The organism is Cellulosimicrobium sp. CUA-896, from assembly GCF_001942335.1.
GTDB lineage: Bacteria > Actinomycetota > Actinomycetes > Actinomycetales > Cellulomonadaceae > Cellulosimicrobium.
In genome coordinates this window covers 1-25568 of the sequence record NZ_MKKH01000004.1, presented here as the reverse complement: position 1 = coordinate 25568, position 25568 = coordinate 1, and the positions used below count along the sequence as shown (strand labels likewise).

At 75.3% G+C, this 25568-nt stretch carries 25 protein-coding genes and 1 pseudogene; 13 read left to right on the top strand and 13 right to left on the bottom strand.

The features are described 5' to 3' along the window. Positions 1-57: 57 nt before the first annotated feature. The gene (locus tag BJF88_RS01520) at positions 58-834 is read right to left on the bottom strand and encodes a winged helix-turn-helix domain-containing protein (RefSeq protein ID WP_158068861.1); all 777 of its coding nucleotides are present in this window, start codon (positions 832-834) and stop codon (positions 58-60) included. Here BJF88_RS01520 and BJF88_RS01515 point away from each other — a divergent pair. Together BJF88_RS01515 and BJF88_RS01510 are read left to right on the top strand one after the other, a co-directional pair. Continuing rightward, entirely contained in the window at positions 797-1732 is a 936-nt protein-coding gene (locus BJF88_RS01515) for a potassium channel family protein (protein WP_075827488.1), read from the top strand. The genes BJF88_RS01520 and BJF88_RS01515 overlap by 38 nt on opposite strands. Before the next feature lie 175 nt (positions 1733-1907). Next, positions 1908-2363 carry a hypothetical protein gene (locus tag BJF88_RS01510; RefSeq protein WP_075827487.1) on the top strand — a complete coding sequence of 152 codons (456 nt, stop codon included), beginning with the start codon at positions 1908-1910 and terminating at the stop codon, positions 2361-2363. A gap of 55 nt (positions 2364-2418) precedes the next feature. Here BJF88_RS01510 and BJF88_RS20840 read toward each other — a convergent pair whose 3' ends face one another. From BJF88_RS20840 to BJF88_RS01495, 3 genes are all read right to left on the bottom strand, one after another. Then, positions 2419-5130 carry a metallophosphoesterase gene (locus tag BJF88_RS20840; protein WP_075827486.1) on the bottom strand — a complete coding sequence of 904 codons (2712 nt, stop codon included), beginning with the start codon at positions 5128-5130 and terminating at the stop codon, positions 2419-2421. Continuing rightward, a complete protein-coding gene (locus BJF88_RS20835) occupies positions 5094-6980 on the bottom strand; it encodes a lamin tail domain-containing protein (RefSeq protein WP_075827485.1) in 1887 nt (628 codons plus the stop codon). Before BJF88_RS20835 ends, BJF88_RS20840 begins: the two co-directional genes overlap by 37 nt. Positions 6981-7134: 154 nt before the next feature. Continuing rightward, positions 7135-7698, bottom strand: a complete 564-nt coding sequence (locus tag BJF88_RS01495) for a GNAT family N-acetyltransferase (RefSeq protein ID WP_075827484.1) — start codon at positions 7696-7698, stop codon at positions 7135-7137. 47 nt (positions 7699-7745) lie between these two features. Between BJF88_RS01495 and BJF88_RS20830 the strand changes: the two genes are divergently transcribed. The 5 genes and pseudogenes from BJF88_RS20830 to BJF88_RS01470 all read left to right on the top strand — a co-directional run bounded on the left by BJF88_RS20830 (position 7746) and on the right by BJF88_RS01470 (position 12674). Further along, positions 7746-9314, top strand: coding sequence for an HD domain-containing phosphohydrolase (locus BJF88_RS20830; RefSeq protein ID WP_075827483.1), 1569 nt, complete (start codon positions 7746-7748; stop codon positions 9312-9314). A gap of 44 nt (positions 9315-9358) precedes the next feature. Further along, positions 9359-10579 carry an MFS transporter gene (locus BJF88_RS01485; protein WP_158068860.1) on the top strand — a complete coding sequence of 407 codons (1221 nt, stop codon included), beginning with the start codon at positions 9359-9361 and terminating at the stop codon, positions 10577-10579. Between the two features lie 180 nt (positions 10580-10759). Next, positions 10760-11023 (top strand): annotated as a pseudogene (locus tag BJF88_RS20120) (siderophore-interacting protein); the annotation flags it as partial. Further along, positions 10936-11550, top strand: coding sequence for a siderophore-interacting protein (locus tag BJF88_RS22845; protein ID WP_369824438.1), 615 nt, complete (start codon positions 10936-10938; stop codon positions 11548-11550). The pseudogene BJF88_RS20120 and the gene BJF88_RS22845, both read left to right, overlap by 88 nt. 5 nt (positions 11551-11555) lie before the next feature. Beyond that, positions 11556-12674 carry an NAD-dependent epimerase/dehydratase family protein gene (locus tag BJF88_RS01470; RefSeq protein WP_075827480.1) on the top strand — a complete coding sequence of 373 codons (1119 nt, stop codon included), beginning with the start codon at positions 11556-11558 and terminating at the stop codon, positions 12672-12674. Positions 12675-12798: 124 nt separating this feature from the next. Here the strand turns inward: BJF88_RS01470 and BJF88_RS01465 are convergent, their stop codons facing one another. From BJF88_RS01465 to BJF88_RS01440, 6 genes are all read right to left on the bottom strand, one after another. Then, positions 12799-13884 carry an LLM class flavin-dependent oxidoreductase gene (locus BJF88_RS01465; protein WP_075827535.1) on the bottom strand — a complete coding sequence of 362 codons (1086 nt, stop codon included), beginning with the start codon at positions 13882-13884 and terminating at the stop codon, positions 12799-12801. Positions 13885-14509: 625 nt separating this feature from the next. Further along, positions 14510-14929, bottom strand: coding sequence for a hypothetical protein (locus BJF88_RS01460; protein ID WP_075827479.1), 420 nt, complete (start codon positions 14927-14929; stop codon positions 14510-14512). Between the two features lie 168 nt (positions 14930-15097). Then, positions 15098-15922, bottom strand: a complete 825-nt coding sequence (locus BJF88_RS01455; RefSeq protein WP_075827534.1) for a metal ABC transporter permease — start codon at positions 15920-15922, stop codon at positions 15098-15100. Between the two features lie 41 nt (positions 15923-15963). Then, complete coding sequence (locus BJF88_RS01450) at positions 15964-16596, bottom strand: metal ABC transporter ATP-binding protein (RefSeq protein WP_255371651.1); 633 nt, start codon at positions 16594-16596, stop codon at positions 15964-15966. Continuing rightward, positions 16575-17642 carry a metal ABC transporter substrate-binding protein gene (locus tag BJF88_RS01445; protein ID WP_255371650.1) on the bottom strand — a complete coding sequence of 356 codons (1068 nt, stop codon included), beginning with the start codon at positions 17640-17642 and terminating at the stop codon, positions 16575-16577. Before BJF88_RS01445 ends, BJF88_RS01450 begins: the two co-directional genes overlap by 22 nt. Positions 17643-17688: 46 nt before the next feature. Continuing rightward, positions 17689-18504, bottom strand: a complete 816-nt coding sequence (locus tag BJF88_RS01440) for a universal stress protein (protein WP_075827478.1) — start codon at positions 18502-18504, stop codon at positions 17689-17691. Between the two features lie 194 nt (positions 18505-18698). Here BJF88_RS01440 and BJF88_RS01435 point away from each other — a divergent pair, with 194 nt between their 5' ends. Continuing rightward, positions 18699-19421, top strand: a complete 723-nt coding sequence (locus BJF88_RS01435) for a response regulator transcription factor (protein WP_075827477.1) — start codon at positions 18699-18701, stop codon at positions 19419-19421. A gap of 97 nt (positions 19422-19518) precedes the next feature. Beyond that, the gene (locus tag BJF88_RS01430) at positions 19519-19935 is read left to right on the top strand and encodes a pyridoxamine 5'-phosphate oxidase family protein (protein ID WP_075827533.1); all 417 of its coding nucleotides are present in this window, start codon (positions 19519-19521) and stop codon (positions 19933-19935) included. 12 nt (positions 19936-19947) lie between these two features. Here the strand turns inward: BJF88_RS01430 and BJF88_RS01425 are convergent, their stop codons facing one another. Then, the gene (locus BJF88_RS01425; RefSeq protein WP_075827476.1) at positions 19948-21111 is read right to left on the bottom strand and encodes a GAF domain-containing sensor histidine kinase; all 1164 of its coding nucleotides are present in this window, start codon (positions 21109-21111) and stop codon (positions 19948-19950) included. 203 nt (positions 21112-21314) lie between these two features. Between BJF88_RS01425 and BJF88_RS01420 the strand changes: the two genes are divergently transcribed. Next, positions 21315-22106 (top strand): tetratricopeptide repeat protein, encoded by a 792-nt coding sequence (locus BJF88_RS01420; RefSeq protein ID WP_075827475.1) that lies wholly within the window; start codon positions 21315-21317, stop codon positions 22104-22106. A gap of 82 nt (positions 22107-22188) precedes the next feature. On the opposite strand, the gene BJF88_RS01415 is transcribed toward BJF88_RS01420, so the two are convergent. Continuing rightward, on the bottom strand, positions 22189-22644 hold the full coding sequence (locus tag BJF88_RS01415) for a DoxX family membrane protein (protein WP_222843897.1): 456 nt from the start codon (positions 22642-22644) through the stop codon (positions 22189-22191). A 258-nt stretch (positions 22645-22902) separates the two neighbouring features. Continuing rightward, on the bottom strand, positions 22903-23418 hold the full coding sequence (locus tag BJF88_RS01410) for a hypothetical protein (protein ID WP_139315849.1): 516 nt from the start codon (positions 23416-23418) through the stop codon (positions 22903-22905). Positions 23419-23600: 182 nt separating this feature from the next. Here BJF88_RS01410 and BJF88_RS20115 point away from each other — a divergent pair, with 182 nt between their 5' ends. From BJF88_RS20115 to BJF88_RS22840, 3 genes are all read left to right on the top strand, one after another. Further along, positions 23601-23981, top strand: a complete 381-nt coding sequence (locus BJF88_RS20115) for a hypothetical protein (protein ID WP_075827473.1) — start codon at positions 23601-23603, stop codon at positions 23979-23981. Next, positions 23978-25051 (top strand): hypothetical protein, encoded by a 1074-nt coding sequence (locus tag BJF88_RS20825; protein ID WP_255371649.1) that lies wholly within the window; start codon positions 23978-23980, stop codon positions 25049-25051. The genes BJF88_RS20115 and BJF88_RS20825 overlap by 4 nt, the downstream gene beginning before the upstream one ends. Continuing rightward, positions 24934-25568 (top strand): M15 family metallopeptidase (locus BJF88_RS22840; RefSeq protein ID WP_369824437.1); only part of this gene is annotated, 635 nt, incomplete at its 3' end. The genes BJF88_RS20825 and BJF88_RS22840, both read left to right, overlap by 118 nt.

The following is a 25568-nucleotide window of genomic DNA, read 5'->3' as shown; positions in this document are numbered from 1 at the left end:
GCGGTCGCGGGCGCATCCGGTCGCCAGCCGAGGTCGCCAGTGAGCGCTGCGGAGGAGTCAGGCATCGGCGGTCTCCGATCGGGTCAGCTCGATCAGCGGCCGGGACGCGACGGTCACGAGGAACGGGTCGTCCTTCGCCGCCCAGGCCGTTGGCGTCGTGGCGTGGATGTTGACGTCGAGGTGGAGCTTCTCCCGCGCCGCGTCCGCGACGTCGAGCAGATCGGTGCGCGACGGCGTTCCCACGACGAGAACGTCGATGTCTCGGGGTGGGGGACCCGGCTGTCCGGATCGGCGTGCCGCCCACGAGCCGTAGATGAAGGACCCAGCGACGCCGTCGATGCCGCCGAGAAGGTGGCGGAGCACGGGAACCGGGCCGTACGTCTCGGCGACCAGCTGCGACATGAGCGACCACAGCGGGTGCTCGGTGTTCGGGCGGACGAGCCGGTTGTTCCCCTGCCGGCGGTCGCGGAGCACGTCAGCCTCGACGAGACGGGTGACCTCGCGGTGAGCGACGGCGGGGAGGACGTCGGCTCGACGCGCGATCTCGGAGATCGACAGCTCGGTGCTCGGGTCGAGCAGCGTCTCGGCGAGCACCGCCCCCTGCGCGTCGGAGCGGACGAAGGGTGTCAGCAGCGATGGCCCGGTCTTCACAAAACCTGATGCTACTGCCACGTAATGCATCCATGTGGCTTCTTTCGGCGAAGGCGACGACCACCGGCGCGCGAACGGGCGGCCGTTTCCGGGCGTAGCCCCCGCACCGCGCCTACGGTGATCGCACGCCGAGAGAGGGAGGTTCATGGACGTCGTCCTGACCGTCGCGGGGATCGCCGTCATCGTGCTGGTGCTGCGCGACGTCTTCCACACGCTGTGGCACCCGGCCGGGGAAGGCCGCCTGAGCGGCCTCGTGGGTCGCGGGATCTGGGCGGTGATGCACCGTCTCCCGGCCCGGTCGAGGCCCCGTCGCCTGCTGATGGACCTCGCCGGCCCGCTCGTGCTCGCGACCGTCGTCCTCGTGTGGGCGGGCGGGGTGATCCTCGCGTGGGGGCTCGTGTTCTGGCCGCACATGCCGAGCGGCTTCGACGACACCGCCGGCCCGCCGGCCGTCACGGTCGGGGAACGCCTCGTGAGCACGGTGTACGTCTCGATGGTCGGCCTGTCCACGCTCGGCATCGGCGACATCGTGCCGACGACACCGTGGACGCGGCTGTGGACCGCGGTGCAGGCCATCGTGGGGTTCGCCCTGCTCAGCGCGTCCATGTCGTGGGTCCTCCAGGTGTCGCCCGCGCTCACGCGCCGACGGTCCCTGGCGCGGCGCCTGACCGCTCTCGCCGCCGCAGACCGCATCTCGGGCGACGGCGCCGGGCGGACGGTCGAGGTCCCCGTCACGACGCTCGAGGACCTCGGGCAGGAGGTCGGCATGGTGCACGTCGAGATGCGGCACTACGGGGAGACCTACTACTTCCGCGACTCCGTGGCCGACGAGGCCCTGCCCGCGGCAATCTCGACGGGCGTGGCGCTCGCGGACGGCGCCCTGCGTTCGGACGACCCCGAGACCCGCCGCTCGGGCGCGTCGCTGCGGTGGACGCTCGACCGGTTCGCCGCGCTGCTCGACGAGTCCTACCTACGGACGGGCGGGTCGACGACCGAGGTCTTCGCCGCCTACGCCGCCGACCAGGACCACGAGTCGACGCCGGACGGCGCCCCGCGACGGCCCGGTCGCGACCGCGCCTGAGGCGTCGCCCGCGGCGCGGCGCCCCTGCCCGTCTCGTGGCCGACCGCGAGAGTTCCGCCCGGCGTCAGGGCGTGTTCGCCCGCCGGTCAGGTCCCGGCGTGAGACTGCGCTCGGGTGAGTCCCCGGCCGCCGTGCGCACGACGCGGTCGTCGACGAGGCAGGGGGCAGGACGACGATGTACCTGGACGGGGCCGCGACGCTGCCCGAGGTCGGCGGCGGGCACGGCACGGTCGAGGAGGCGCCGCCGCTCGGCGAGGCCCGCGCCGTCGTCCACGACGCCTTCGGACCGGCCGAGCTCCCGGCCGCACCCGCCCCGTGCCCGGGGCCTGCCGTCTGGGACGTCGACGCCGTCTACGTCCTCGGCGACCGTGTCTCCTGCGGCGGAGCGGTGTTCGAGGCCGCATGGCGCTCGCGGGGGCGCGAGCCCGGCGCGTCGGCGCACTGCCCGTGGCAGGAGATCGCGACGGCGCCGGACGGCACCGCGCTCTGGACCCGCAGCCGGATCTTCGAGCCTGGGGACGTCGCCGTCCACGACGGCGCGTCGTACGTCGCGCAGTGGTGGACCCGCGGTCAGGAGCCGGGCGACACCCGCGGCCCCTGGCACGCGCTGCCGGGCCGAAGAACGGCGTGACCCGCCCGCCCGGAGGGGCGGACGGGTCACGACGCTCGTGCGGACCGGCGGAGGGTCAGCCGCAGGCGACGCCCTCGAACGGCACCGTGACGGCCTCCTCGGGGCCGGCGCCGTCCGTGGCGGACGCGGTGACGGTCACCTCGCCGCCCTCGACCGTGCCGGACCGGGTCGGGAACGACGTGTACGCCGACCGGCCCGGCGCGACGGCGGCGAAGTCCTTCGCGCCGTAGGCCGTGTCGAACCGCACGTCGAGCGCGGCGTCGTCGGCGTTCGTCACGCGGACCGCGAGGTACACCCGCCCCGCGAGGCAGCGCGGCTCGGCCGTGACGTCCATGAGCAGCGACGGGTCGGCCGGCTCGCCCGCGGTGAACGTGCGGACGGGGGACGTGACGGTCCCGCCGTGCGGGCCGGTCACCACGACGTACCACCCGTGCTCGCCCGGCTCGACGTCGGCCCACGTGCCTGACACGGACGTCCCGCTCGGCACGCCGGAGACCGTGTCGACGGTCTCACCGGTGAGCACGTCGACCGTCAGGCCGTCGGTCGCGAGGCGCTTCGTCGTCGGCTCGATCCCGAGCGCGGCGTAGGGGATCTCGAAGTCCTGCATCCCCGGCGGGTCGTTGAGCGCGGCGTTGTCGGAGTCGAAGACGTCCAGCGACGGCGAGTACGTGCGCACGACGATCCGGCCCGTGCCGTCCGCGCCGCCCTCGTTGTCGAAGTGCAGCAGGCGCAGGTACCCGAGCCCGCCCTCGGGCAGCCCCTGGTAGTCGAACAGCATGGAGTAGACGGTGCGGTCCGCCACTCCGTCGCCGTCGTCGTCGAAGTCGTCGGTCCGGGTGAAGGCGTCGTGGTAGTGACCCGAGCTGACGAGCACGACGTTCGGGTTCGGCGCGACGACCTCGTCGAGGATGCGCTGGGGGATCGGTCCGAGCCCGCCCGTGGTGAGCATGTACTCGTGCAGGTTGATCCAGACCTTGCGCTCCGGGTACTTCGCGATGACCTCGTTCATCCATGCGATCTGCTCGTCGCCGGGCGCCCAGCCCATGTACAGCAGCAGGAGGTCGACGCCCTGGACGCTGACGAGGTCGTAGTGGCCGCGGTTGTCCTGGATGTCACCGCCCCACCAGGGGTTGCCGGAGAAGCGGTCGGCCCCGAAGTACGTGGAGTACTGCGAGTAGTCGGCCAGCGCTCCGCCGACGTCGTGGTTGCCCGCCAGCACGCCGTACGGGAGCCCCGCGTCGTCGAGCTTGCGGTACGACGGGTCGGCGTTGAGCCACTGGTGCTCCTGGTCCCAGTCGTCGACGATGTCGCCGGTGTGGACGAGGTACTGGAGATTCACCTCGTCGCGGGCCTCGAGCACGAAGTCGTGGATCGCCTCCTGGTGGGAGTACCACTCGTCGCCCGAGCCGTCCGTCGGCATCCCCTGGTTGTCGTTGTAGTACTGCGTGTCCGACTCCCAGGCGATCGTGAAGTCGTACTCCGACCGGGGCGTGGCGTCGGGGTGGTACGGCGTCGCCACGTCCGCCCGCTCCGAGCGCGGAGTCCCCGCGAAGCCCTCGGAGTGCTGCACGAGCACCGTGATCTCGCCGTCCCGGACGTGCCCGTCCAGCGGCACCGTGCCGCCGAGCTCGAACTCGGTCGGCGCGCCGTCGGTCGTGACGTGGCGGTCCACCTCGGTCCACGTGCCGTCGGCCACGTCGAGCACCGACAGCAGCACCTTGGCGTCGGCGTTCGCCGAGCCGGACCAGGCGATCCGCGCCTCGCCGTCGGCGACGGCGTCCTCCGGGACGTCCACCGTGAACAGCTGGTAGGGCAGCGCGGTGTCGGAGGAGACCTCGGAGGACAGGCCGTCCGTGCCGGTGATCCGCTCGACCTCCTCGGCGCTCAGGGCCGCGCGGTCGTCCCGGACGGTCGACACGGCGTCGGTCGTGGTCCCCGCGAACGCCTCGACCTCCGGGTCGGCGGCGTCGAAGGAGTGCCCGACGCGGAACTCCACGTCGAGGTCGTCGCCCGTCGCGGAGCTCGGGGTCGCGGACAGCGTGACGTCGCCCGCGTCCACGGACGCGCCGTCCGCCGGCGTGCCGAGCTCGACGTCGGGCACCTCGTCCGGGGTCGTGAACGTGACGGTCCGCTCCGCGGTGTTGCCCAGGGCGTCCGTCGCCGTGAGGACGACGACGTGCTCACCGGCGGCGAGATCGAGCGACGACGTCGTGTGCGGCAGCTCGACCGGCTCGCCGTCGAGCGTCGCCGTGACGGTGTCGACGCCGGAGCCTGCGTCCGACGCCTGCGCGTCGACCGTGACCGTCCCGCGGTAGGTCTCGCCGTCGACGAGGTCCGTCGTCAGCTCGGGGGCGGTGTTGTCCACGACGACGGTGCGCGTCACCGTCTCGTTCCCCGCGCCGTCGCCGCGCGTCGCGGAAACGGTGTGCTCGCCGTCGTCCACCGCGGAGGTGTCCCACGTGTGCGCGAGCGAGTCGAACGCGTCCTGCGGCACGGCGAACGTAGCCGTGAAGTAGACCTGGTTCGCGTCGTTGAAGCCGATCCGCGTGGTGGGGTCCGGGCACTCGCGGACCGTCTCCTCCTGGCCCTCGCCCGCGCCGGCGCACACGTCGGGGCGCAGCACGCGACCGTCGGGCAGGGCGAGCCGCAGGTTCATGGCCGCGAAGTCGTCGTTGTTCTCGTCCGGGTCCGGCTCGGGCCACGCCTTGGTGCCGGCGTAGATGCCCAGGGTCAGGTCCTCCCCGGCGACGATGCGCTCGACCGGCACCTCGCTCGTGACGGTCTCGACGCGGGAGTAGAAGCCTCGTCGAAGATCGTCAGCACGTCGTCGCCCAGCCGGACGCCGTTGCGGAAGAAGGCGTCGGTGCTCGTCGCCTCGAACGCGAACAGCGCGGGACCCTCGAGCGCCGGGGTGAGGTCGTCGACCTCGGCCCCGTCGATCGCGAGGCTCAGGTCCGCGGGGTCACCGGTGGTCGTCGCCGCGACGCGCGTCTCGCCACCGACGTACTGCCCGTCGGCGACGTCGAGCCGCACGGGTGCGTCGCCGCTGTCGTCCAGCTCGACCCGGACCGGGCCGAGCGTGGTCCCGTTCTGCCCGTCGGACGCCCGGACGGTGTACTCCACCCAGGACTTGCCGTAGAGGTCGACGGCGGGCACGGCGTACGAGTACCGGTCGGCGGCCTCGGCGCGCAGCAGCCGGGTGACCGGCGCCCCGACGTCCGAGGTCAGCGTGAGCTCGACGGTGCTGACCAGACGGTCGTCCGTCGCCTCGACCAGCAGGGCCAGCCCGTCCGTCTCCGGGGCGTCGTCGCTGCCCGTGAGGTCGGTGACCACGGGCGCCTCGTCGTCCTGCGGCGTGACGACGAGCCCGGCGGGCACCTGGTCGCTCGAGACCTGGCCGGGCGTCGGCGCGCCGGGCCCGACGAGCGTCTGGCTCGTGCCCTCGTCCCAGCGGTACTGGATCGGCTGGTCGGGGAGGGTCTGGTCGTTGTTCATGTAGTCGGCGCGCGAGACCACGTGCCCGGTGTTGGTCTCGACCTGCAGGCCGCGCAGACCGCCGTTGGCCATGCCGCCGGAGAAGATCTCCACGAGGTCGACGCCCGCCGTCAGGGTGCTGCCGAAGTGGGCGTTGAAGTCGGCGGCGTCGAGGGCGTCGTTCGCGCCGTTCTTGACCCAGAGCACCAGCGTCCGTCCGGGCTCGATGATCGGGTCGGACGGCGTCGCCGGCCACAGCGTGCTGCTGGTGACGCCGTGGTCCGCGTCGAGGTAGAGGTAGTTCAGCGTGTGCTCCGAGAACGGCACCGGCGCGTCCGAGGCGTTGTAGACCTCGACGAACTCGTAGGCGTCCGCCCCGCCGACGTTCGCCGTGTCCGGTGCCACCTCGGTCACCTGCAGGACGGGTGCGTCGAGGGTGGGCTCGGGCTCGGGCTCGGGCTCCGCCGTCGGCTCGGGCTCCGGCTCGACCGGGGCGAGCTGCGCGGCGTCGACGGCACCGGGCGTGTACGGGCCGGTGGAGTGCTCCACCAGGGCCGTCGACCCGTCGCCGGGGACGGCGAAGTGGGTCGAGACGCCCGGCGCGGTGGCGGTGCGGTCGTAGACCGACCAGCTCAGGGTGCGCCCCGCCGGGTCGTCGACGCGGATGCCGCGCGTCCCGCTGTTGGCCATGCCGGGCTGCCCGGTGGCGTGGAGCAGCAGGACGTCGGCGTCGGCGCCGACGGCGGCGCGGAAGTCCGCGTCGGAGCGGGCGAAGCTGTCGACCGTGGCCGAGGTGTACTGCAACCACAGCACCGCGCTGCCGTGCGCGGGGATCGTCGCCGTCTCCTCGGTGAGCGTGAGCACCTTGTCGCTGCTCGACGTCCCCGCGTTCGTGTAGACGTAGGTGAAGACGTGGTCGGCGACGTCGACGGGATCGCCGGTCGTGTTGGTGACCTCGAAGAACTCGAAGTCGTCGTGGCCGACGGTGTCGGGAGCGATCTCGGTGACCACCAACGACCGGCTCGGGGCGACGTCGGTGGCCGCGGCCGCCGCAGCCGGGACGGCCGCGATCGATCCACCGGCGACGAGGGTCGCCGTGAGCCCCGCGATGTGTCTGATGACGGCATGTCGTGACAGAGGCATGCGAAGAGAACCCTTCCTTGGGGATGTCCTTCGCACGGTGCCGGAACGACGTGAACGGATCCGTTCCCGCCGGTGAACCTGCGGCGACCGGCGGCGGTCGGGCCCGGGACGACGGACGCGAGGTCATCACCGCCGCGGGGTGCTCACCGGAGGCTCAGCGCAGGACCGTCCGCATGACGACGCGGGCCACGCCACCGCTCACGCCCGTCGTCGGGGCGGCGCGGACGAACCCGGCCTCCTCGAACAGCGGGACGGTGCCGACGTAGCCGGAGATGACGTCGACCCGCTCGCCGCGGCTGTCCACGGGGTAGCCCTCGACCGCGGGCGCGCCGTGGGCGGCCGCGTGCTCGACGGCGCCCGCGAGCAGGTCGTGCATGAGGCCCCGGCCGCGGTACCCGGCGCGCACCACGAAGCACACCGCGCTCCAGGCCTCGAGCTCGTCGACGAACGGGATGGTCCGGGACCGCATGAGCCGCCGGTACGTGCTGCGCGGCGCGACGGAGCACCAGCCCGCGACCTCGCCGTCGACGTAGGCCAGCACGCCCGGGCCGGGGTCCGACTCGCACAGACCGGCCATGTACGCCGGGCGGTCCTCGTTCGCGACGCGGCTGTCGCGGTACGACATGCACCAGCAGCCCTGCACGCCCGGGCTCTTCGGGCCCACGACGGTCGCGAAGTCGGCGAAGCGTCCGACGGCGGAGCGCACCTCGGTCGTCATGGACCCACGGTAGGGCCGACCCGTGACGGAGGTGCCATGGTGGAGGGGTGTTCCGGCTGCTGGGGCTTCTCGGCGGGCTGTCGGCCGTGACCGACCTCGGCACCGGGGCGGTGCTGGACGAGGCGCTGACCCGGTGCGTCGTCGCGACGCGGTTCGCCCGGGGGCTGGGCTGCGCGCCGGACGAGGTCGCCGACGTCCTCTACGCGGGCCTCCTCCAGCACGTCGGCTGCACCGCCTTCGCCTACGAGACCGGTCTGCTGTGGGGCGACGACGTCGCCGCGACACGGTCCGCGTTGCGCACCGACTTCTCGAGCGCGCGCGACGTGCTGCGCGAGTGGGTCCCCGGGCTGGCCGCCGCGACCGGCCGCTCGCGGGCGCGCGTGCTCGCGCGGACCCTCGCGACGGCCCGGACCCTCGCGCCGGCGCCGACCGCGACGTGCGAGGTGGCGCGTGCGGCGTCCCGCGACCTCGGCCTGCCCGAGGGTGTTCAGCAGGCGCTCGGTCACGTCGTCACGGCCTGGGACGGCTCGGGCGTGCCGCCCGTGCACGGCGACGAGATCCCCCTCGCCACGCGGATCGTCCACGTCGCCTCGGTCGCCGTGGCGACCGCGCTCGACGCCGGGCTCCCGGCCGTGCCGGACGAGCTGCGCCGCCGCTCGGGCACGGCGCTCGACCCGGCGCTCGTCGCCGCGTTCCTGGCCGGCGCGCCGTCGACGTTCGAGGGTCTCGACGAGATCGACGCGTACCGCGCGGTGCTCGACGCCGAGCCCGATCCCGTCCGGCGCGTCCCGGACGACACCGCGGTCGACGTGGCGCGGACGTTCGGGCGTCTCGTCGACCTCAAGGCGCCCGGCACGCTCGGTCACGCCGAGGCCGTCGCCGCCCTGGCCCGGCGTGCCGCGCTGACGCTCGGGCTCGCCGGCGACGACGTCGCGGACCTCGCACTGGCAGGCCACCTGCACGAGCTCGGGAAGGTCGGCGTGCCGAGCGCGGTCTGGGCGCGGACCACGGCGCCGAGCGCGACCGGGCGGGAGCAGGCGCGCCTGCACGCGTACCACGGCGAGCGGATCGTCGGTCGGGTGCCCGAGCTGGCCGGGGTCGCACGCCTCGTCGGCGAGCACCACGAGCGGCTCGACGGCAGCGGCTACCACCGAGGCCTCACCGGGCCGCACCTGTCGCTCGCCTCGCGCGTCCTCGCCGCCGCCGACGCGTACCGGGCGCGGGTCGAGGGGCGGCCCGGGCTCGCGCCAGCGGCACCGGAGCCCGCCGCGTCCTGGTTGCGCGCCGAGTCCGTCGCGGGCCGTCTCGACGCCGACGCGGTCGACGCGGTCCTCGCCGGGACGAGACCTGACCGGCCGGGCCCGCGGTCCGCGCCTCACGTGCGGCCCTCGGGGCTCACGCCCCGCCAGGTCGAGGTGCTCCGCCTCGTCGCGCGCGGCCTGTCCAACGCGCAGATCGCGCGCGAGCTCGTCATCTCCCGACGGACCGCCGAGCACCACGTCCAGGACGTCTACGCGCACACCGGTGTCTCGACGCGGGCCGGCGCGGCGATGTTCGCGCTGCGGCACGGTCTCGTGGAGGCGCCCGACCGCCCTGCCGCACCGGAGGATGCGTAGGTCTACCCATGCCCGCCGGGCGGCACCGGCGCACGCTCGACGGCATGAGCACCCGTCACGCCCCGGCCGCACGGCCCGCGGCGGCCTCCGCCACCGCACCGCGCGAGCGGCTCCTCACCGGACCCTTCGTGCGCCTCGCCGCCGCCGACCTCGCCTGGTTCGTCGCCGCCGGCGTCACCATCCAGGTGCTGCCGCTGCAGGTGACCGGACCCGCGGGCGGCAGCGCGGCGGCGGCGGGCCTGGCCTTCGGCGCGTTCGCCGTGACGGCCCTCCTGCTGCGGCCCCTCGCGGGACGGGTCGGCGACACCCGCGGCCGGCGGCCCCTGCTCGTCGGAGGGGCGCTCGCCGGCGTGCCGATCGTGCTGCTCCTGGCGCACACGTCGGAGATCGTCCCGATCGTGCTGCTCCGCCTCGCGGCCGGCGGCGCGGAGGCCGCGTTCTTCGTCGCCTCCTTCGCCGTGCTGGTCGACCTCGCGCCCGAGAGCCGTCGGGGCGAGGCCCTCAGCTACAACTCGCTCGGGCTCTACCTGGGACTCGCGCTCGGCCCGCCGCTCGGCGAGGCGCTCGTCGCCGCCGGTGGGCTCAGGACCGCGTGGTACGGGGCGGCGGTGTGCTGCGCGCTCGCCGCCGTGCTGAGCGCCGGCCTGCCCGAGACGCTCGTGCCGGGCGAGCGCGGCGCGGACCCGGGTCCCCTCGTGCACCGCGCCGCGGTCCCGCCGTCCGTCGGCTTCCTCGCGTCGGTCGTCGTCATCGGCGGGTTCCTCGCCTTCGCGCCGCTGCACGCGGCCGACGTCGGGGTGTCGCCCACGAGCCTCGTCGTCGCCGTCTACGGGGCCGTGGTCGTCGTGTGCCGGCTCGCGCTCGCGCGCGTCGTCGACCGCCACCGGCCCCTGCTCCTCGGCGCGGGCGCGCTCGTCGTCGTCGCGGTGGGCGTCGCGCTGTGCGCGGCCTGGCGCTCCCCGGCCGGGCTCGTCGTCGGGACGGCGGTCCTCGCCGTCGGCGTCGCGCTGAGCACACCCGCGTTCTTCGCCGCGATCTTCGCCGGCGTGCCGGCCGCCGAGCGCGGCGCGGCGGCGGGCACCGCGTCGGCGTGCATCGACCTCGGCCTCGCCGGGCCGCTCGTGCTCGGCCTCGTCGCCGAGCGCCTCGGGATCCCGTGGGCCTTCGCCGCGACGGGCGCCGTCGTGCTCGCGGGCGCGGCGTGGACGCTCGGGCTCGATCGGCGCCGTCTGCACGTGGCAGCATCGCCGCATGCTGCGCCGTGAGACCACCCGCTTCGACCTCGTCCCGCGCCGTGTGCGCGTCCACGCCGTCCGGGAGACCTCGGGCTCGCTCCGCCGGATCACGTTCCGCGACGTCGACGGCGCGGACCCGGCCGCCGCGTCGTCGCTCGCGGCGCTACGGGTCCCGGGTCCCGAGGACCACGTCAAGGTCTTCTTCCCCGACCCGGCGACCGGCGTCCTGCACGCGCGACGATCACGCCGGACGGTGGCCTGCAGCGGCCCACGGGCGTCGTGTCCATCTCGCGCGACTACACGGTGCGCGCCGCGCGCACGGTCGACGGCGTCGCGGAGGTCGACGTCGACTGGGTCCTGCACGGCGACGAGGGCCCGGCGTCAGCCTGGGCGGCGCGCGCGCAGGAGGGCGACGAGCTCGTGCTCGCCGGGCCGCGCGGCAGCGTCGGCGCCCGGGAGGCGTCGGCCGGCTGACGCTCGCCGTCGACGAGACGGGCCTGCCCGCGGCGGCGCGCTGGGTCGAGGCCGTCGGCGCCGACGTCCCGGTCACCGCGGTCGTCGAGATCGGCGACGACGTCGACGAGGCGTTCGTCGAGGACGAGCTCGGGCACGCGGACGTCGAGATCCTCTACCGCACCGACGGGCCGGGCCAGCTCGCCGAGGCCGTCCGCGCGCTCGGCGGCCCGGCCGACGACGAGCTCGTCGTCGCGGCAGGGGAGGCCGGCGACCTCGTGCCGGTCCGCCGGCACCTGCGCCGTACGGTGGGCGCACGCCCTGACCAGCTCGCGAGTCTCCGGGTACTGGCGCCGCGGCGTCGTGAACCTCGACCACCACCTGCCGCTCGACCCGACCGACCCCGACTGAACGGTCCTGACCCCGCTCGAACCCGGGTCCGCGCATCGATGGTGGCGGTGATCGGGTCGGAACCCCGGGCTCGGCGACGGATCTGCTCTGCCCGAGGCGTAACGGGCTGCGGGCGGGCCCGGAGCGCGCGACCCTGAGGAGCATGACGACTCGACTCCTGGTGCTCGGCGGCTCCGACTTCCTGGGCCGCGCGGTCGTGGACGACGCGCTCGCCCGCGGGTGGGACGTCACGGTGCTCAACCGCGGCACCCGGCCCGCGCCCGACGGCGTCACCTCGCTCGTCGGGGACCGCACCCGGGCCGACGGCCTGGACGCCCTGCGCTCGGACGACGTCGCGCAGAAGTGGGACGTCGTCGTCGACACGTGGTCGTGGGGGCCCGCCGCGGTGCGCGACGCCGCGCGCCTCCTCGCGGGCCGCGTCCCCGGGGACAGCCGGTACGTGTACGTCTCCTCCCGGTCGGTCTACCGGCCGTGGCCGCCGCGCGGTGCCGACGAGTCGGCGCCGCTCGTGGACGGCGACCCGGACGAGGAGGCGTACGACGACTACGCGCGCGCCAAGCGGGGCGCGGAGATCGCCGCGGTCGAGGCCCTCGGCGACCGCGCGCTGCTGCTGCGGGCGGGACTGATCCTCGGCCCGCGCGAGAACGTCGGGCGCCTCCCCTGGTGGCTGCGGCGCGTGGCCCAGGGCGGCCCCGTGCTGGCGCCGGGTCCGGCGGAGCTCCCGCTGCAGCTCGTCGACGCGCGCGACCTCGCCGCGTTCGCGCTCGACGCCGCGATCACCGGGGCGTCGGGGCCGGTCGACGTCGTCTCCGCGCCCGGGCACGCCACGATGCGCGAGCTCCTCTCCGCGTGCGTCGCGGTCACCGCCGACGCCGCCGCGGCGGCGGGGAACCCGCCCGCCGAGCTCGTCTGGGTCGGTCCGGAGACGGTCCTGGAGGCGGGAATCGCGCCGTGGACGCAGCTCCCGGTGTGGATCCCGCCGGGCGAGCTGCACGACGCCCTGCACGGCTCCGACACGTCGCTGGCGTTCGGCCTCGGGCTGCGCACGCGCGACGTGCGCGAGACGGTCCACGACACGTGGGCCTGGCTGCAGGAGCTCGACGAGCACGGCGAGACGCCGCCGCGGCGCGAGGACCGGCCCGGCGTCGGGCTGCCGCGCGACCTCGAGGAGCGGGCGCTGCGCGCCGCGGGCGTCGACCCGGACGGCGCCGCCCCGCCGGTCGGTGACGCGGGCGGCTCGCGCGTCGGCTTCACCGCCTGAGCACGCCCTTTCTCGCCCTCGAGAACGAGGTTGGTGTCGCCTTTCGCGCGATGGCGACACCAACCTCGTGCTCGGCAGCGGGCCGGCCGGTGCTCGGCGGTGGCACGTCCCGAGGTCGGGCCCGTCAGCCCTCGGCGAGCAGCTCGCGCACGCGCGGCGCCACCTGCGTCCCGTAGAGCTCGATGCTGCGCATCATCGTCGCGTGCGGGAGCGTTCCGCTGGAGTACTTGAGGTCGAACCGGCCGAGCCCGAGCGTGCGCACCGTCGACGCGATCTTGCGCGCGACCGTCTCGGGGGAGCCCACGTACAGCGACCCGTCCCGGATGTCGTGCGCGAACCGGCCGCGGTGGTACGCCGGCCAGCCGCGCTCGCGGCCGATGCGGTTGTTCATGGCCGCGAAGTGCTCGTAGACCTCCTCCTGCGCCTGCTCGTCGGTCTCCGCGACGTGGCCGGGGGAGTGCACGCCGACCGGGAGGGTCGGCGTGCCGAGCTCGGCGACGGCCCGGTGGTACAGGTCGACGTAGGGGCGGAAGCGCTCGGGCTCGCCGCCGATGATCGCGAGCATGAGGCCCAGCCCGTGCCGCGCGGTGCGCACGACCGACTCCGGCGACCCGCCGACCCCCACCCACGTGCGCAGCCGCCCGCCTTCGGTCTTCGGGTACACCTCCTGGCCGGCCAGCCCGGCGCGCGTCGTACCCGACCACGTCACGGGGCCCTCGTCGAGCAGGCGCACGAACAGGTCGAGCTTCTCCTCGAACAGCACCTCGTAGTCGGCGAGGTCGTAGCCGAACAGCGGGAACGACTCGATGAACGACCCGCGCCCGAGGATGACCTCGGCGCGCCCCTCGGACAGCGCGTCGACGGTCGAGAAGCGCTCGAACACCCGCACGGGGTCGTCCGAGCTGAGCACGGTCACCGCCGACCCCAGCCGGATGCGCGACGTGCGCGTCGCGACGCCCGCGAGCACGACCTCGGGCGCGCTGACGGCGAAGTCCTCGCGGTGGTGCTCGCCGACGCCGAAGAAGTCGACCCCGACCTGGTCGGCGAGCACGGCCTCCTCGACGACGTCGCGGACCGTCCGCGCCGCGGCGACGGGGGTGCCGTCCGGCCCGGCGGTGACGTCGCCGAACGTGTCGAGCCCCAGCTCGAGGCTCGCGGGGTCCGGCGCGCCGGCCGGACCCGTCGGGGGTGTGGTCGTCGGCTCCGTCATCGTCTCTCCTCGTCCTCGTGCGCTCGCGTGGACCCGCCCGCCTCGGACGGGCGCGGCGTCGGGCTCAACCGTGCCGGGTGCCGGATCCTTCCGCCACCAGGTCGTGCGGGCCGCGCCGCGCGACGACGAAGGCCGCCGCCACGGGCAGGGGCGACGGCCTCGGTCGGGGACGGGGTCGTCAGTACGTCGCGACCTCGCCGCTCGCGATGAGCGCGCCGATCGCGAGACGTAGATGATGCCGAGGATCACGCCCAGCACGGTGAAGACGATGCTGAGGATCAGGCCCCACTTGGCGATCGTGTTGTCGAAGCCCGCCTCGCGGCTCTGCTTGCGGGCGATCGCGCTGACGACGATGCCGGCGATGGAGAACACGAACGCGAGGACGAGGCCGACGATGCCGAGCGTCTTGCCCGGGTCCTCGACCGGGGCGCCGCCGTAGTGCGCCGAGGGAGCCTGCGGGGCGGAGGGGTACTGCTGGGTCATGGGTGCTCTGCTTTCTGTGGGGCCGACGCGTGCGTCGAGTCCGGACGGTGCGCGGGCGGTCCCGCGCGGTGCGGCCCTCATTGTGGTGCACGGACGTCGGCCTGAACAGGGGGAAAACTCCCCACCGTCGCTCGCGCCCGCGTCAGGACCCGGCGCGGCTCGTCTCGCCCCGCAGCTCGTCGATGTGCGCCTGGAGCCGCTCGAGGGCGCCGGCGACGTCGGCGTCGTGCTGGTGCGCGAGGTCCGTGACGTACCGGAGCTGGGCCGAGGCGGCGTCGAGCGCGACCTGGGCGTCGCCGAGGGCGGTGGCCGCCGTGCCGTCCGCGGCGGCGTCGGCGTCGGCCGCGCGGGCGAGCGCGGCCCGGGCCTCCGACGTCGCCGCCTCCACGGAGCCCACGGCGTCGACGACGCTTCCGCGCAGCGCGGGGGCCAGGGCGGCGAGGTGCAGGGTCACGCGCTCGAGGTCGTCGTCGATGGTGCGGGTCTGGACCTGCGCCTGGGCGATGAGCTGTTCGACCTCGACCTCGGAGGCGGTGGACCGCGCCGCGAACGGGAGCATCATGCGAGGGCGAGGAGGCTCGCCGCCGCCACCCGTGCGGACGCCTGGTCCGGAAGGGGGTCGCCTGCTGCTGGCACGTCCACGCTGACATGTCCACCAGTGTGACCGTCGAACCTGGGAAGAACCCGACAATCACGGGTGAAGACGTGGAGATCTCGCGCACACGTGCGGTCAGACCCGGGTGAGGCGCCGTCGGCGGGCGCTCGCGAACCGCGTGGCGACCAGCCCGTGCCGCGGGCTGAGGAGGTAGGCGAGAGCGAAGGCGAGGCCCAGCGTCACCACGACGGTGCCGCCCGACGAGGTGTCGAGGTAGTAGCTGGCGTAGAGGCCGACCACCCCGCTCCCGGCGGCGACGAGCGGGGCGATCCACAGCATGCGCGAGAACCGGTCGGTGAGCAGGTGCGCCGTCGCGCCGGGCGTGATGAGCAGCGCGACGACGAGCACGACGCCCACCGCCTGGAGGGCCACGACGACCGTCAGGGCGAGCAGGCCCAGCAGGAGCGCGCCGAGCCGGCGCGGGGACAGGCCGATCGCGTGCGCGTGCACGGGGTCGAAGGCGAACAGCGTGAGGTCGCGCCGCTTGAGCACGACGACGGCGAGCGCGACCGCGCCGAGCACGAGCACCTGCACGAGATCGGCCCGGGAGACGCCGAGCAGGTTGCCGAAGAGGATGTGGTTGAGGTCGGTCTGGCTCGGCGTCACGGAGATGAGCACGAGGCCCAGTGCGAACAGGGTCGTGAACACGACGCCGATCGCCGCGTCCTCCTTGACCCGGCTCGTGTCGCGCACCGCCCCGATGAGCGTCACCGCGAGCAGGCCGAACAGCAGCGCACCGAGCGCGAAGGGCGCGCCGACGACGTACGCGAGGACGACGCCCGGCAGGACCGCGTGCGACACGGCGTCGCCCATGAGCGACCAGCCGACCAGCACGAGCCAGCACGAGAGCACCCCGCACACCACGCCCGCCATGAGCGTGACCGCGAGCGCGGTGCGCATGAACTCGAACGACAGCGGCTCGAGGAGGGGGTCGAGGACGGTCACGGCGCGGCCTCCAGACCGAATGCCAGCGCGAGGTTCTCCGGGCGCAGGACCTCCGCGGGGGTCGCGCGCAGGAGCACCCGGCGCAGGAAGAGGACCGCCTCGTCCGCGAGCGCCGGCAGCGCGTGCAGGTCGTGGGTGGAGACGAGGACGCACGCGCCGTCGGCCGCGAGCTCGCGCAGCAGGGCGGTGATCGTCGCCTCGGAGCGCTTGTCGACGCCGGCGAACGGCTCGTCGAGCAGGAGGGTCGTCGCGCCCTGGGCGAGCCCGCGCGCGACGAACGCGCGCTTGCGCTGGCCGCCGGACAGCGCGCCGATCTGCCGGTCGGCGAGGTCGGACAGGCCGACGCGGTCGAGGGCGTGCGCCACGGCCTCGCGGTCGGCGGCGCGCGGGCGCCGGGTCCAGCCCTGGAACCCGTACCGGCCGGTCATGACGACGTCGCGCACCGCGAGCGGGAACGCCCAGTCGACGTCCTCGCTCTGCGGCACGTACCCCACCGCCTGGGCGCGGCGGGCGCGGGCGGGCGGGGCGCCGTCGAGCAGGACGGTGCCCCGGTCGGGGCGCACCATGCCCATGATCGCCTTGAACAGCGTGGACTTGCCCGAGCCGTTCATGCCCACGAGCCCGCACACGGTGCCCGTGCCCGAGGGCGAGGGTGGTGCCGTCGAGCGCGAGCACCTCGCCGTAGTGGACGGTGAGGTCGCGGACGTCGATCGCGGGGGCGGTCATCAGCCTCGTCCTCGGGCGCGGCCCCGGTGAGGCCGGCGACGATCGTGTCGACGTCGTGGCGGAGCAGGTCGAGGTAGGTGGGCACCGGGCCGTCGGCCTCGGAGAGGGAGTCGACGTACAGCGTGCCGCCGAACGCGGCGCCCGTGGCGGAGACGACCTTCTGCATCGCCTCGTCGGAGACGGTCGACTCGCAGAAGACGGCGGGGACGTCGGCGTCGTCGACGAGCTCGATGGTGCGGGCGACCTGCTGCGGCGTGGCCTGCCGTTCGGCGTTGACGGCCCACAGGTACTGCTCGGTGAGGCCGGCGTCGCGCGCGAGGTAGGAGAAGGCGCCCTCGCACGTGACGAGCGCGCGGTGGTCGTCGGGCAGGGTGTCGAGCGCGGCGGTGAGCTCGTCGTGGAGCGTCCCCAGCTCGGCCGCGTAGTCCGCGGCGTTCGCGGCGTAGTCGTCCGCGTGCGCGGGGTCGAGCTCCGCGAACGCCGCGGCCATGTTCTCCACGTACCGCTGCCCGTTCAGGGGCGACATCCAGGCGTGCGGGTTGGCCGTGCCGCGGTACTCCTCGGCGGTGTCGTCGCCGAGGGGGATGGTCTCCACGCCCTCGCTGACGACGGCGTGCGGCACGTCGAGGTCGTCGACGAACCGCTCGAACCACGCCTCGAGCCCGAGCCCGTTGTCGAGCACGAGGTCGGCCTCCGCCGCCCGGCGCAGGTCCCCCGGGGTGGGCTCATAGCCGTGGATCTCCGCGCCGACCTTGGTGATCGACTCGACGCGCAGGTGGTCGCCCGCGACGTTCTCCGCCATGTCGGCGAGCACGGTGAACGTCGTCAGGATGACGGGCTGGTCGTCGCCGCCGGCCTGCGCGGCGTCGGTGCTCGTCGAGCAGGCGGCGAGCGGCACGAGGAGCGCGAGGGCGCCCGCGGCCCACGCTCGACGGGAAAAGTTCGGCATACCGAAAAATCTAGTGCGGCAACCCGTGCCGAGCAAGCGTCGGCCGTCACCGCGGTCCGGCGTGGACGACCGCGACCGGCCCGGGGGCGTTGCGCAGCACCTCCTGGCTCACCGGCCCGAGCACCGCGCCCGAGGGGCCGCGTCGTCCCCGGGTCCCGACGACGGTCAGCGCCGCGTCCGCGCCGAGCTCGCGCAGCGCCGTCGGCGGCCGCTGGCCGACGACGAGCGGGTGGACGTCCACACCGCCGTGGCCGACGGCGCCCACCCGGTCGAGCGCGGCCCGGACCGTGGCCGCGCCCTCGGAGGCCGGAGCCCCCGCGCACACGGCCACGACGCGGCCGCCCGTGACCCGTGCCTCGTCGAGGGCGAAGGCCAGGGCGGCGTCGGCCGCCGCGGAGCCGTCGACGCCCACCACGACGTCGCTCGTCCTGCGCCGGCGGTCCTCGACCGGTGGGACGACGACCACGGGGACCGCCGCGGCCGCGGCGACGCGCGTCGAGACGGAGCCGCACGCGACCGCCTCGTCCGGCCGGGGCCGCCGGGTGCCCAGCCGCCGCGTGCCGACGACCACGACCTCGGCCGTGCGCGCGGCCTCGAGCAGGACCGCCACCGGCGCGCCGGACCGCAGCGTCGTGCGCACCCGCACGTGCCGGTCGACGCGCGCGGCGCGGTCCGCCGCGGCGTCGAGCACGCACGCGCCCTGTTCGCGCACGTCCGTACGGGGTGCCACGAACACGATGTGGAGCGCGGCGCCACGCAGCGCCGCCTCCCGCACCGCGCGCTCGACCGCCTTGGCGCTCGTCGTGCTGCCGTCGACACCGACCAGCACCGCGCGACCGACGTCGTCGTCCGTCCCCGGCATGTCCCCACCTCGTCCTGCCGCGGCGCCTGCCCGCCGCACCTCCCTGCCTACCGCGGGTCCGGGTTCCCGGCACGCCCGGACGGGTCCTCCGGCCCGGGCCGGAGGTCACCGAGGTCCCGGGCGAAGGTCCCGATCGCGGCGAGCCGGGCGCGACGGTCCGGGCGGACGCGCCGTCGCGGACTAGGTTGAGTGCCATGGGCACCCCCGAGCCGATCCGTGTGTTCCTGCTCGACGACCACGAGGTGGTCCGCCGCGGCGTCGCCGCGCTGCTCGAGGCGGCCGGTGACATCACGGTCGTCGGCGAGGCCGGCACCGCGGCCTCCGCGCTCGCGCGCATCCGCGCGACGCGGCCCGACGTGGCCGTCCTCGACGTGCGCCTGCCCGACGGGTCCGGCGTCGAGGTGTGCCGCGAGGTGCGCTCCGAGCTCCCCGAGGTGGCGTGCCTCATGCTCACGTCGTTCGCGGACGACGAGGCGCTGTTCCAGGCCGTGGTCGCGGGGGCGTCGGGCTACGTGCTCAAGCAGATCCACGGCTCCGACCTCGTCGGCGCGGTCCGCACGGTCGCGGCGGGCGGCTCGCTGCTCGACCCGGTGAGCACGGCGCGCGTGCTCGAGCGCCTGCGCCACGCCGCGGACGAGGCCCCGGACCGGCTCGAGGGCCTGTCGCCGCAGGAGCGCCAGATCGTCGCGCTCATCGGCGAGGGCCTGACGAACCGCGAGATCGGGGCGCGCCTCTTCCTCGCCGAGAAGACGGTGAAGAACTACGTGTCCCACGTCCTCGCGACGCTCGGGCTCCAGCGTCGTACGCAGGTCGCCGTGCTGGCGACGGAGCTCCGGCAGGAGGAGTCGGGCCGCGGGCGTCCGGCCGGCGGTCCGGCGACGCCCGGCGGGGGGCCGGGTGGACGGCCTCGACGCTGACGGCTCGCCCGGCACCGGCGACGTCGGTGCGGGCGCGCAGGTGCCGTCAGGACCTTCGGCACTGACCGGGCCGCGCACCGCGCGCGACGATGGCGTCATGGAGACGACCGGGGTCACCTCGGCAGGGCTCACCGAGCTCGCGCCGGAGGAGAGCTACGCGCTGCTCGCGACCGTGCCCGTGGGGCGCGTCGTGTTCACCGACCGCGCGCTGCCCGCGATCCAGCCGGTCAACTTCGCCCTCGACGGCCCGGACGTCGTCTTCCGCACCGCCGCGGGGTCGAAGCTCGCGGTCGCGGTGAGCCGCGCCGTCGTCGCGTTCGAGGCGGACTCCTTCGACGCCGAGGCCCGCAGCGGCTGGTCCGTCGTCCTCGTGGGGCGCACCTACGAGGTGACGGACCCCGCCGAGCGCGGACGGCTGCTCGCCCTGCCGCTCGAGACGTTCGTGCCGGGCGAGCGCGACCGCGTGGTCAAGGTCGTGCCGCGCATCGTCACCGGGCGCCGCATCGTGCGCTGACCGGTCGACGCGTCACGGCAGGGGCGCCCACCACTCGAGCCTCGTCCCGCCGTCGGGCAGCGCGACCGCCGTGCAGCCCCCGCCGAGCGCCGAGGCGCGGGCCGCCATGTTGCGCAGCCCGGAGCGACGGCCCCCCGCGCGGATGCCCACCCCGTCGTCCGTCACGACCAGGCGCGCCTCGTGGGCCGTCACGCCCAGGTGCACGACGACGGCGCTCGCCGCCGCGTGCCGCGCGACGTTCGTCAGCGCCTCGCCGAGCACGACGACGAGCTGGTCCGCGACCTCCGCGGGCATGCTCGGGCTGCCGTCCGTCACACCCGCCCCCGACCGCGCGCCCGCGACCTCGACCGCGACCGCGGGGGCGAACCCGAGGACCGTCGTCGCGGCCTCGGCCTGCGCGTGCAGCCGGTCCTCGATCGACGGCGCGTCCGGGTCGGCGGCGGTGTGCAGCGCGAAGATCGTCGAGCGGATCTGGCGGATCGTCTCGTCGAGGTCCGCCACGGTCTCCTCGATGCGCGCGCGAGCCCCCGGGTCCGTGACGAGCGGCTGGACGCTCATGAGCGACATGGCCGACGCGAAGAGCCGCTGGATGACGACGTCGTGCAGGTCCCGCGCGATCCGGTCGCGGTCCTCGAGCACGCCCACCTGCTTGGCGCGCCCGTACAGGCGCGCGTTGTCGACCGCCACGCCCGCCGCGGCCGCGAGCGCCACGACCGCCGCCTCGTCCCGCGCGGTGAACGGCACGCGACCGGCCTTGTCCGTGAGGTAGAGGTTGCCGAAGACTGTGTCGCGGACGCGCACCGGCACCCCGAGGAACGTGTGCATGGGCGGGTGGCCCTCGGGGAAGCCGGCCGAGCGGACGTCGTCCGCGATCTCCGGCACCCGGATGGCCTCGGGGCGGTCGATGAGCTCGCCCAGCAGGCCCTCGCCGTGCGGCCAGTGGTCGATCGCCGCGACCTCGTCGTCCGTCAGCCCGAGCGGGATGAACTGCGTCAGGCGCTCGCGGCCGGAGGCGTCGAGCACGCCCAGCGCGCCGTAGCGCGCCCCGGTGAGGTCCATCGCGGCCTGCACGATCCGCCGCAGCACCTGGTCGAGGTCGAGGTCGCTCGTCACCGCAACCACCGCGTCGAGCACGCGCTGCCCGACGGCGTCCGGCAGGTCGGTCGTTCCGCTCACCCGACGCAGTCTTCCAGACCCCTGCGCGGCTCCGGTGCGGCCCAGGTGCGGCCCAGGTGCGGCCCTGCACCGCCCCGCACGGTGGCCCGCGGTGCGTGTGACCTGCACGACACCCGTGTGCGCTACCCTGCCGCCAGCCGGGTGGCATCCGCGATGCCCGACCCGCCCGTCGACGCAGGGGGACGGAAGGACGTGCTGCTCCGATGACGACCACCCCGACCGCACCGACGCCCGTCCCGGACGGCGCACGGCTCGCGCTCGACGACCTGCGGGCCGCCGTCGCGCACCTGCACCCCGACGACCCGCTCGCGCTCGTCGCGATCGCCGACGACCTGTGCGCGCTCGGCAACCCCGCCGCGGCGGTCCCGTTCTACGAGGCCGCCGTCGGGCACGACGTCCCCGGCGCGCTCTACCGGCTCGGCCTCGCCCACCACGACGCGGGCGACGCGGCGGAGGCGTTCCGCTGCTTCGAGCTCGCGGGCCTCGCCGGCGACGCGCAGGGCGCGTTCATGGCCGGGCACGTCGCGCACGAGCACGGCGACCTGCACGCCGCGCGACGCTGGTACGAGCAGGCCCAGGACGTCGAGGGGGCGCCGGTCCGCCTCGCCCGCGTGCTCCGCGCGCTCGGCGACACCGGCGAGGCAGGGCGCCTGCTCGCCGCGGCGGCCGGGGAGAGCTGGGAGGCCGCGGTCGAGCATGCGCTGTCGGGTGACCTGGACCCGCAGGCCGCCACGGGGCTCCTCGAGGCGTGGGCGGACGCGGGGGAGGTGCGCGTCGCGTCGGCGCTCGCGGACCTCTACGTGCGCGCGGGTCGCGGCCTCGACGCGGAGGACCTGCTGGAGCAGGCGGTCCTCGTCGGGGACCCGGCGTCGCGCACGAGCCTCGGCGTGCTGCGGCTGCGGGCCGGGCGCGTCGCCGAGGCGATGGCGCTGTGGCACGACGCCGCCGCGCAGGGCGACGCCTACGCGGCGGAGCTGCTGTCGCGGTTCGGCTGACCACCGTCGGGAGCACGACGTCGGGGTGTGCGGGCGGTCTCCCCACCACCCGCACACCCCGTCCCTGCAGCGGCCGGGCCTCTCAGACGAGCCAGGCGTGGCGCCGCACCAGCGGCACCCGCTTCCACGCTCGGCCCAGGCCGAGCACGTCGCCGGCGCCGATCATCGCGAGGGCCACGATCGTCAGGGCCATCGTCAGGTGGTCGTCGAGCACCGGGTTCGTCTCGAGCGGCAGCGACGCGAGGTACATGAACAGCAGCAGCGCCGCTCCGCTGACCGCCGCGACCCGCATCCCGACGCCCAGGACGAGCGCGAGCCCGATGCCGAGCAGGCCGGCCATGAAGAGCCAGTCGGCCCATGCCGCCCCGGCCATGCCGTGGAAGAAGTCGGCGAACGGGCCCTCGACCCCCGAGAGGTAGCCGGTGGTCGGGCTGCCGCCCTCGACCCAGGCGCGCTCGGCCGGCGTCGAGAAGCCGAGGCCGAACGTCTTGTCGAGGAACGCCCACAGGAAGTACAGGCCCAGCACGATGCGCAGCACGCCGAGCACGGCCTGCGTCGGCCGTCCCGCCCGTGCGGCGAGGCTGGGTGTCCCGGTCCCGTGCTCGTGACCGTCGGGAGCGGGGTGCTCACGTTCCGGTCGATCGTCCCCACCATGGTCGTCCCCTCTCGTCGACCCGGTCCTTCTGGCCGGGCTCCTCGGTCCTCAGCCAACCGTGGCGGGGCGGGGACGGGAGCCGGGCGAAGGTCGCCGGGCGCGGGGACCTTGGTCCTCGCGGGGGTCAGGACGGTGAGGGGGTCAGGATCCCGAGGAGTCGATCTCCGCGCTCAGCTCGTCGACCTGGGCGCGCAGGTCCTCGAGCGCCGACCGCACGGCGGCGTCGGCGCCCGACAGCGAGGACGTGACGGACTCGAGGTCCTGGGAGGCCTGGTCGAGCGCGTCCTGCGCGTCGGCGAGGCGCTGCTCGGCGTCGGCACGCGCGTCCTCGCCCGCGGCGGCGGCGTCGTCGACCGCCGCCCGCGCCTCGTCGGCGGCCTGCTGGGCGGACGCGACGGCCTCCTCGGCCCGCGCCTGGGCGTCGTCGGGCAGGGAGCCGAGGTCGTCGGTGAGCGAGCGGACGTCCTCGCCGATCGACTCGGCCTGCGCACGGGCGTCCTCGAGCAGCTGCTCGAGCCCGTCGCTCGAGAGGGTGAACTCCGGCACGGACACGGAGCCGTCGTCGGCGCACGCGCCGAGGGTGAGCGTCGCTGCCGCGGCGACCGCGGCGACGACGACGCGCGAAGTTGACCTGGGGCGACGCGGCGATGAACTCATGGCGCCATTGTGCCCCCGGCGGATGAGAGCCGGGTGAGAGCCCGGGAGGCGCGGTGTACGGTAGGGCGACGAGGGCACCGCGACGGTCGTCGCCGTGGCCCCGGGTGCGCGACGACGCGCGCGACCGGGCCGGGCGTCCGCGACGGCGGGGTCCGCCAGAGCAAGCGCACGAGGGAGTCAGCGTGAGCACGTCGACGCACCGGGACGACGCGGCCGACCGCGTCCTGCCCGCGCCGTCGCGCGGTGTGCGCACCGTCTCGCAGGTGCTGATCTCGTCCGCGCTCGGCATCACGCTCGCCGCCGCCCTCGCGGGCAGTGCGCAGCCTCGTGAGGGTGCCTCGTTCTTCGCCTCGACAGCGGTGTCGGGCACCGTCGAGACCGTGGCGCGCGACGTCGACCGGGGCCTCGACGAGACGCAGCAGATCCAGGGCGCGATCGAGGTGCTGGCCACGGCGAACGCGCTCGACTCCGACGCGTCAGCCCGTCGATCGAGGCGGCGCGCTCGGACCTCGGCGTCCTCCTCGCCACGTACCTCGCGCAGCAGGACGCGGAGCGTCGCGTGACGGTCCCGGCGGTCGCCGACGAGCGCGAGGAGGCCGACGGGCTCGGTCCCGCGGACGAGGACGCTCTCGACGACCTCGGTGGCGCGCCGGACGGTCTCCGGCTGCCCACGCTCCCCGGCCCGGTCGTCCCGGGGCAGGGCGGCGTGACCGGCCTGGCCGGCCCGGGCATCGGCGTCGACGAGCGGTCGGGCGACCGCTCCGCAGGGGACGGCGGCGGAGCCGGCGACGAGGAGTCCGGGGACGGCCGCCGCGGGTCCGGCGAGGAGCCGGACGTCCGGCAGGCCGCCGGACGGACCGACGAGCGGCCGGCGGCCCACGACACGGCCGGGACCGCAGCGCTCACCTCGGCCCACCTGTCGCCGACGCCGGCGCCGTCGCCGTCGGTCACCCCCTCGCCGTCCCCGTCGACCGGTCCGACCGCGCCGGCGACGCCGTCGCCCGCTGCGCCCGGCCGCGACGGGACGGAGGACGACGACGGGCGCGTGCTGCCGGAGGACAACGTCCCGGCACCGGACGGCGTGCGGCCCGGCGGGTCCGGCTCGTCCGACGACGACGCGCCGGACGAGGACGGCCTCGCCCCGGGCGGTTCCCGGGAGGACGGCGCGGAGCGCGGCGACGACGGGGCGGACGACGACGCGGCCGCCGACGGCTCGCTCGACGACGACGCGCTCGACGACGACGCGACCGGCGACGGCGCGACCGCCGACGGGTCCGTGACGCTGGACGACGTGGTCGGGACCGCGACCCGCCTGGCCGACCTCCTCGCGCCTCGGCGACGTACCCGTCCGTCGGCGTCCTCCCCGCGGACGGCGTCACCCCGCAGACCGCCACCGCGCTGCGCGAGCGTCTGCGCGAGGTCGTCGCCAAGTACGCCGGCACCACCGAGGACTACGAGAACGGGCGGATCCCGCCCGACGCCCTGTGCGACCTGTCCTTCGCCCCCGGCCACTCGCTGCGGTGCGACGCGGCCGAGCAGCTCGAGGCGCTCGCCGCCGAGTTCCAGAAGGAGTTCGGCAAGCGACTCGCCATCACCGACTCCTACCGCACGTACGAGTCGCAGGTGCGGCTGAAGGCGATCAAGCCGTACCTCGCGGCGGTGCCCGGCACGTCGCAGCACGGCTGGGGCCTCGCGATCGACGTCGGCGGCACCGTGCCGTCCGGTACGTCCGCCGAGTACGTGTGGCTGCGCACGCACGGGCCGGACTACGGGTGGGACAACCCGACCTGGGCGCGCCCCGGGGGGATCAAGCCCGAGCCGTGGCACTTCGAGTTCTTCGGCGCCGGCCCGATGCCTGACCGGTACACGCCGGGGGAGATCGACGTCGTGCCGACGACGCCGCGCCCGCGCCGGACCCGAAGCCGCTGCCGACGCCCGGCCCCTCGCCCAAGCCGACTCCCGGCCCGGGCCCGACGCCGAAGCCCACGCCGACGGACCCGAAGCCGGACCCGAAGCCGACCACGCCGCCGACGAAGCCACCGACGGACCCGACGAAGCCGCCACGGACCCGACCGACGCCCGAGCCGCACGCGTCCTGAGCACCCGGCGGAGCAGGTTACACTTTCGACGGCCGGTCGCACCGCCCGAGA

Bases quoted from the DNA above. Each gene is read 5' to 3' on its own strand.
- BJF88_RS01515 (WP_075827488.1), top strand. From the start codon at position 797: ATGGACGTCGTCCTGACCGTCGCGGGGATCGCCGTCATCGTGCTGGTG.
- BJF88_RS01520 (WP_158068861.1), bottom strand. From the start codon at position 834: ATGACGGCGATCCCCGCGACGGTCAGGACGACGTCCATGAACCTCCCT.
- BJF88_RS01510 (WP_075827487.1), top strand. From the start codon at position 1,908: ATGTACCTGGACGGGGCCGCGACGCTGCCCGAGGTCGGCGGCGGGCAC.
- BJF88_RS20835 (WP_075827485.1), bottom strand. From the start codon at position 6,980: ATGCCTCTGTCACGACATGCCGTCATCAGACACATCGCGGGGCTCACG.
- BJF88_RS01495 (WP_075827484.1), bottom strand. From the start codon at position 7,698: ATGACGACCGAGGTGCGCTCCGCCGTCGGACGCTTCGCCGACTTCGCG.
- BJF88_RS01485 (WP_158068860.1), top strand. From the start codon at position 9,359: ATGAGCACCCGTCACGCCCCGGCCGCACGGCCCGCGGCGGCCTCCGCC.
- BJF88_RS01470 (WP_075827480.1), top strand. From the start codon at position 11,556: ATGACGACTCGACTCCTGGTGCTCGGCGGCTCCGACTTCCTGGGCCGC.
- BJF88_RS01465 (WP_075827535.1), bottom strand. From the start codon at position 13,884: ATGACGGAGCCGACGACCACACCCCCGACGGGTCCGGCCGGCGCGCCG.
- BJF88_RS01460 (WP_075827479.1), bottom strand. From the start codon at position 14,929: ATGATGCTCCCGTTCGCGGCGCGGTCCACCGCCTCCGAGGTCGAGGTC.
- BJF88_RS01455 (WP_075827534.1), bottom strand. From the start codon at position 15,922: ATGCGCACCGCGCTCGCGGTCACGCTCATGGCGGGCGTGGTGTGCGGG.
- BJF88_RS01445 (WP_255371650.1), bottom strand. From the start codon at position 17,642: ATGCCGAACTTTTCCCGTCGAGCGTGGGCCGCGGGCGCCCTCGCGCTC.
- BJF88_RS01440 (WP_075827478.1), bottom strand. From the start codon at position 18,504: ATGCCGGGGACGGACGACGACGTCGGTCGCGCGGTGCTGGTCGGTGTC.
- BJF88_RS01435 (WP_075827477.1), top strand. From the start codon at position 18,699: ATGGGCACCCCCGAGCCGATCCGTGTGTTCCTGCTCGACGACCACGAG.
- BJF88_RS01430 (WP_075827533.1), top strand. From the start codon at position 19,519: ATGGAGACGACCGGGGTCACCTCGGCAGGGCTCACCGAGCTCGCGCCG.
- BJF88_RS01420 (WP_075827475.1), top strand. From the start codon at position 21,315: ATGACGACCACCCCGACCGCACCGACGCCCGTCCCGGACGGCGCACGG.
- BJF88_RS01410 (WP_139315849.1), bottom strand. From the start codon at position 23,418: ATGAGTTCATCGCCGCGTCGCCCCAGGTCAACTTCGCGCGTCGTCGTC.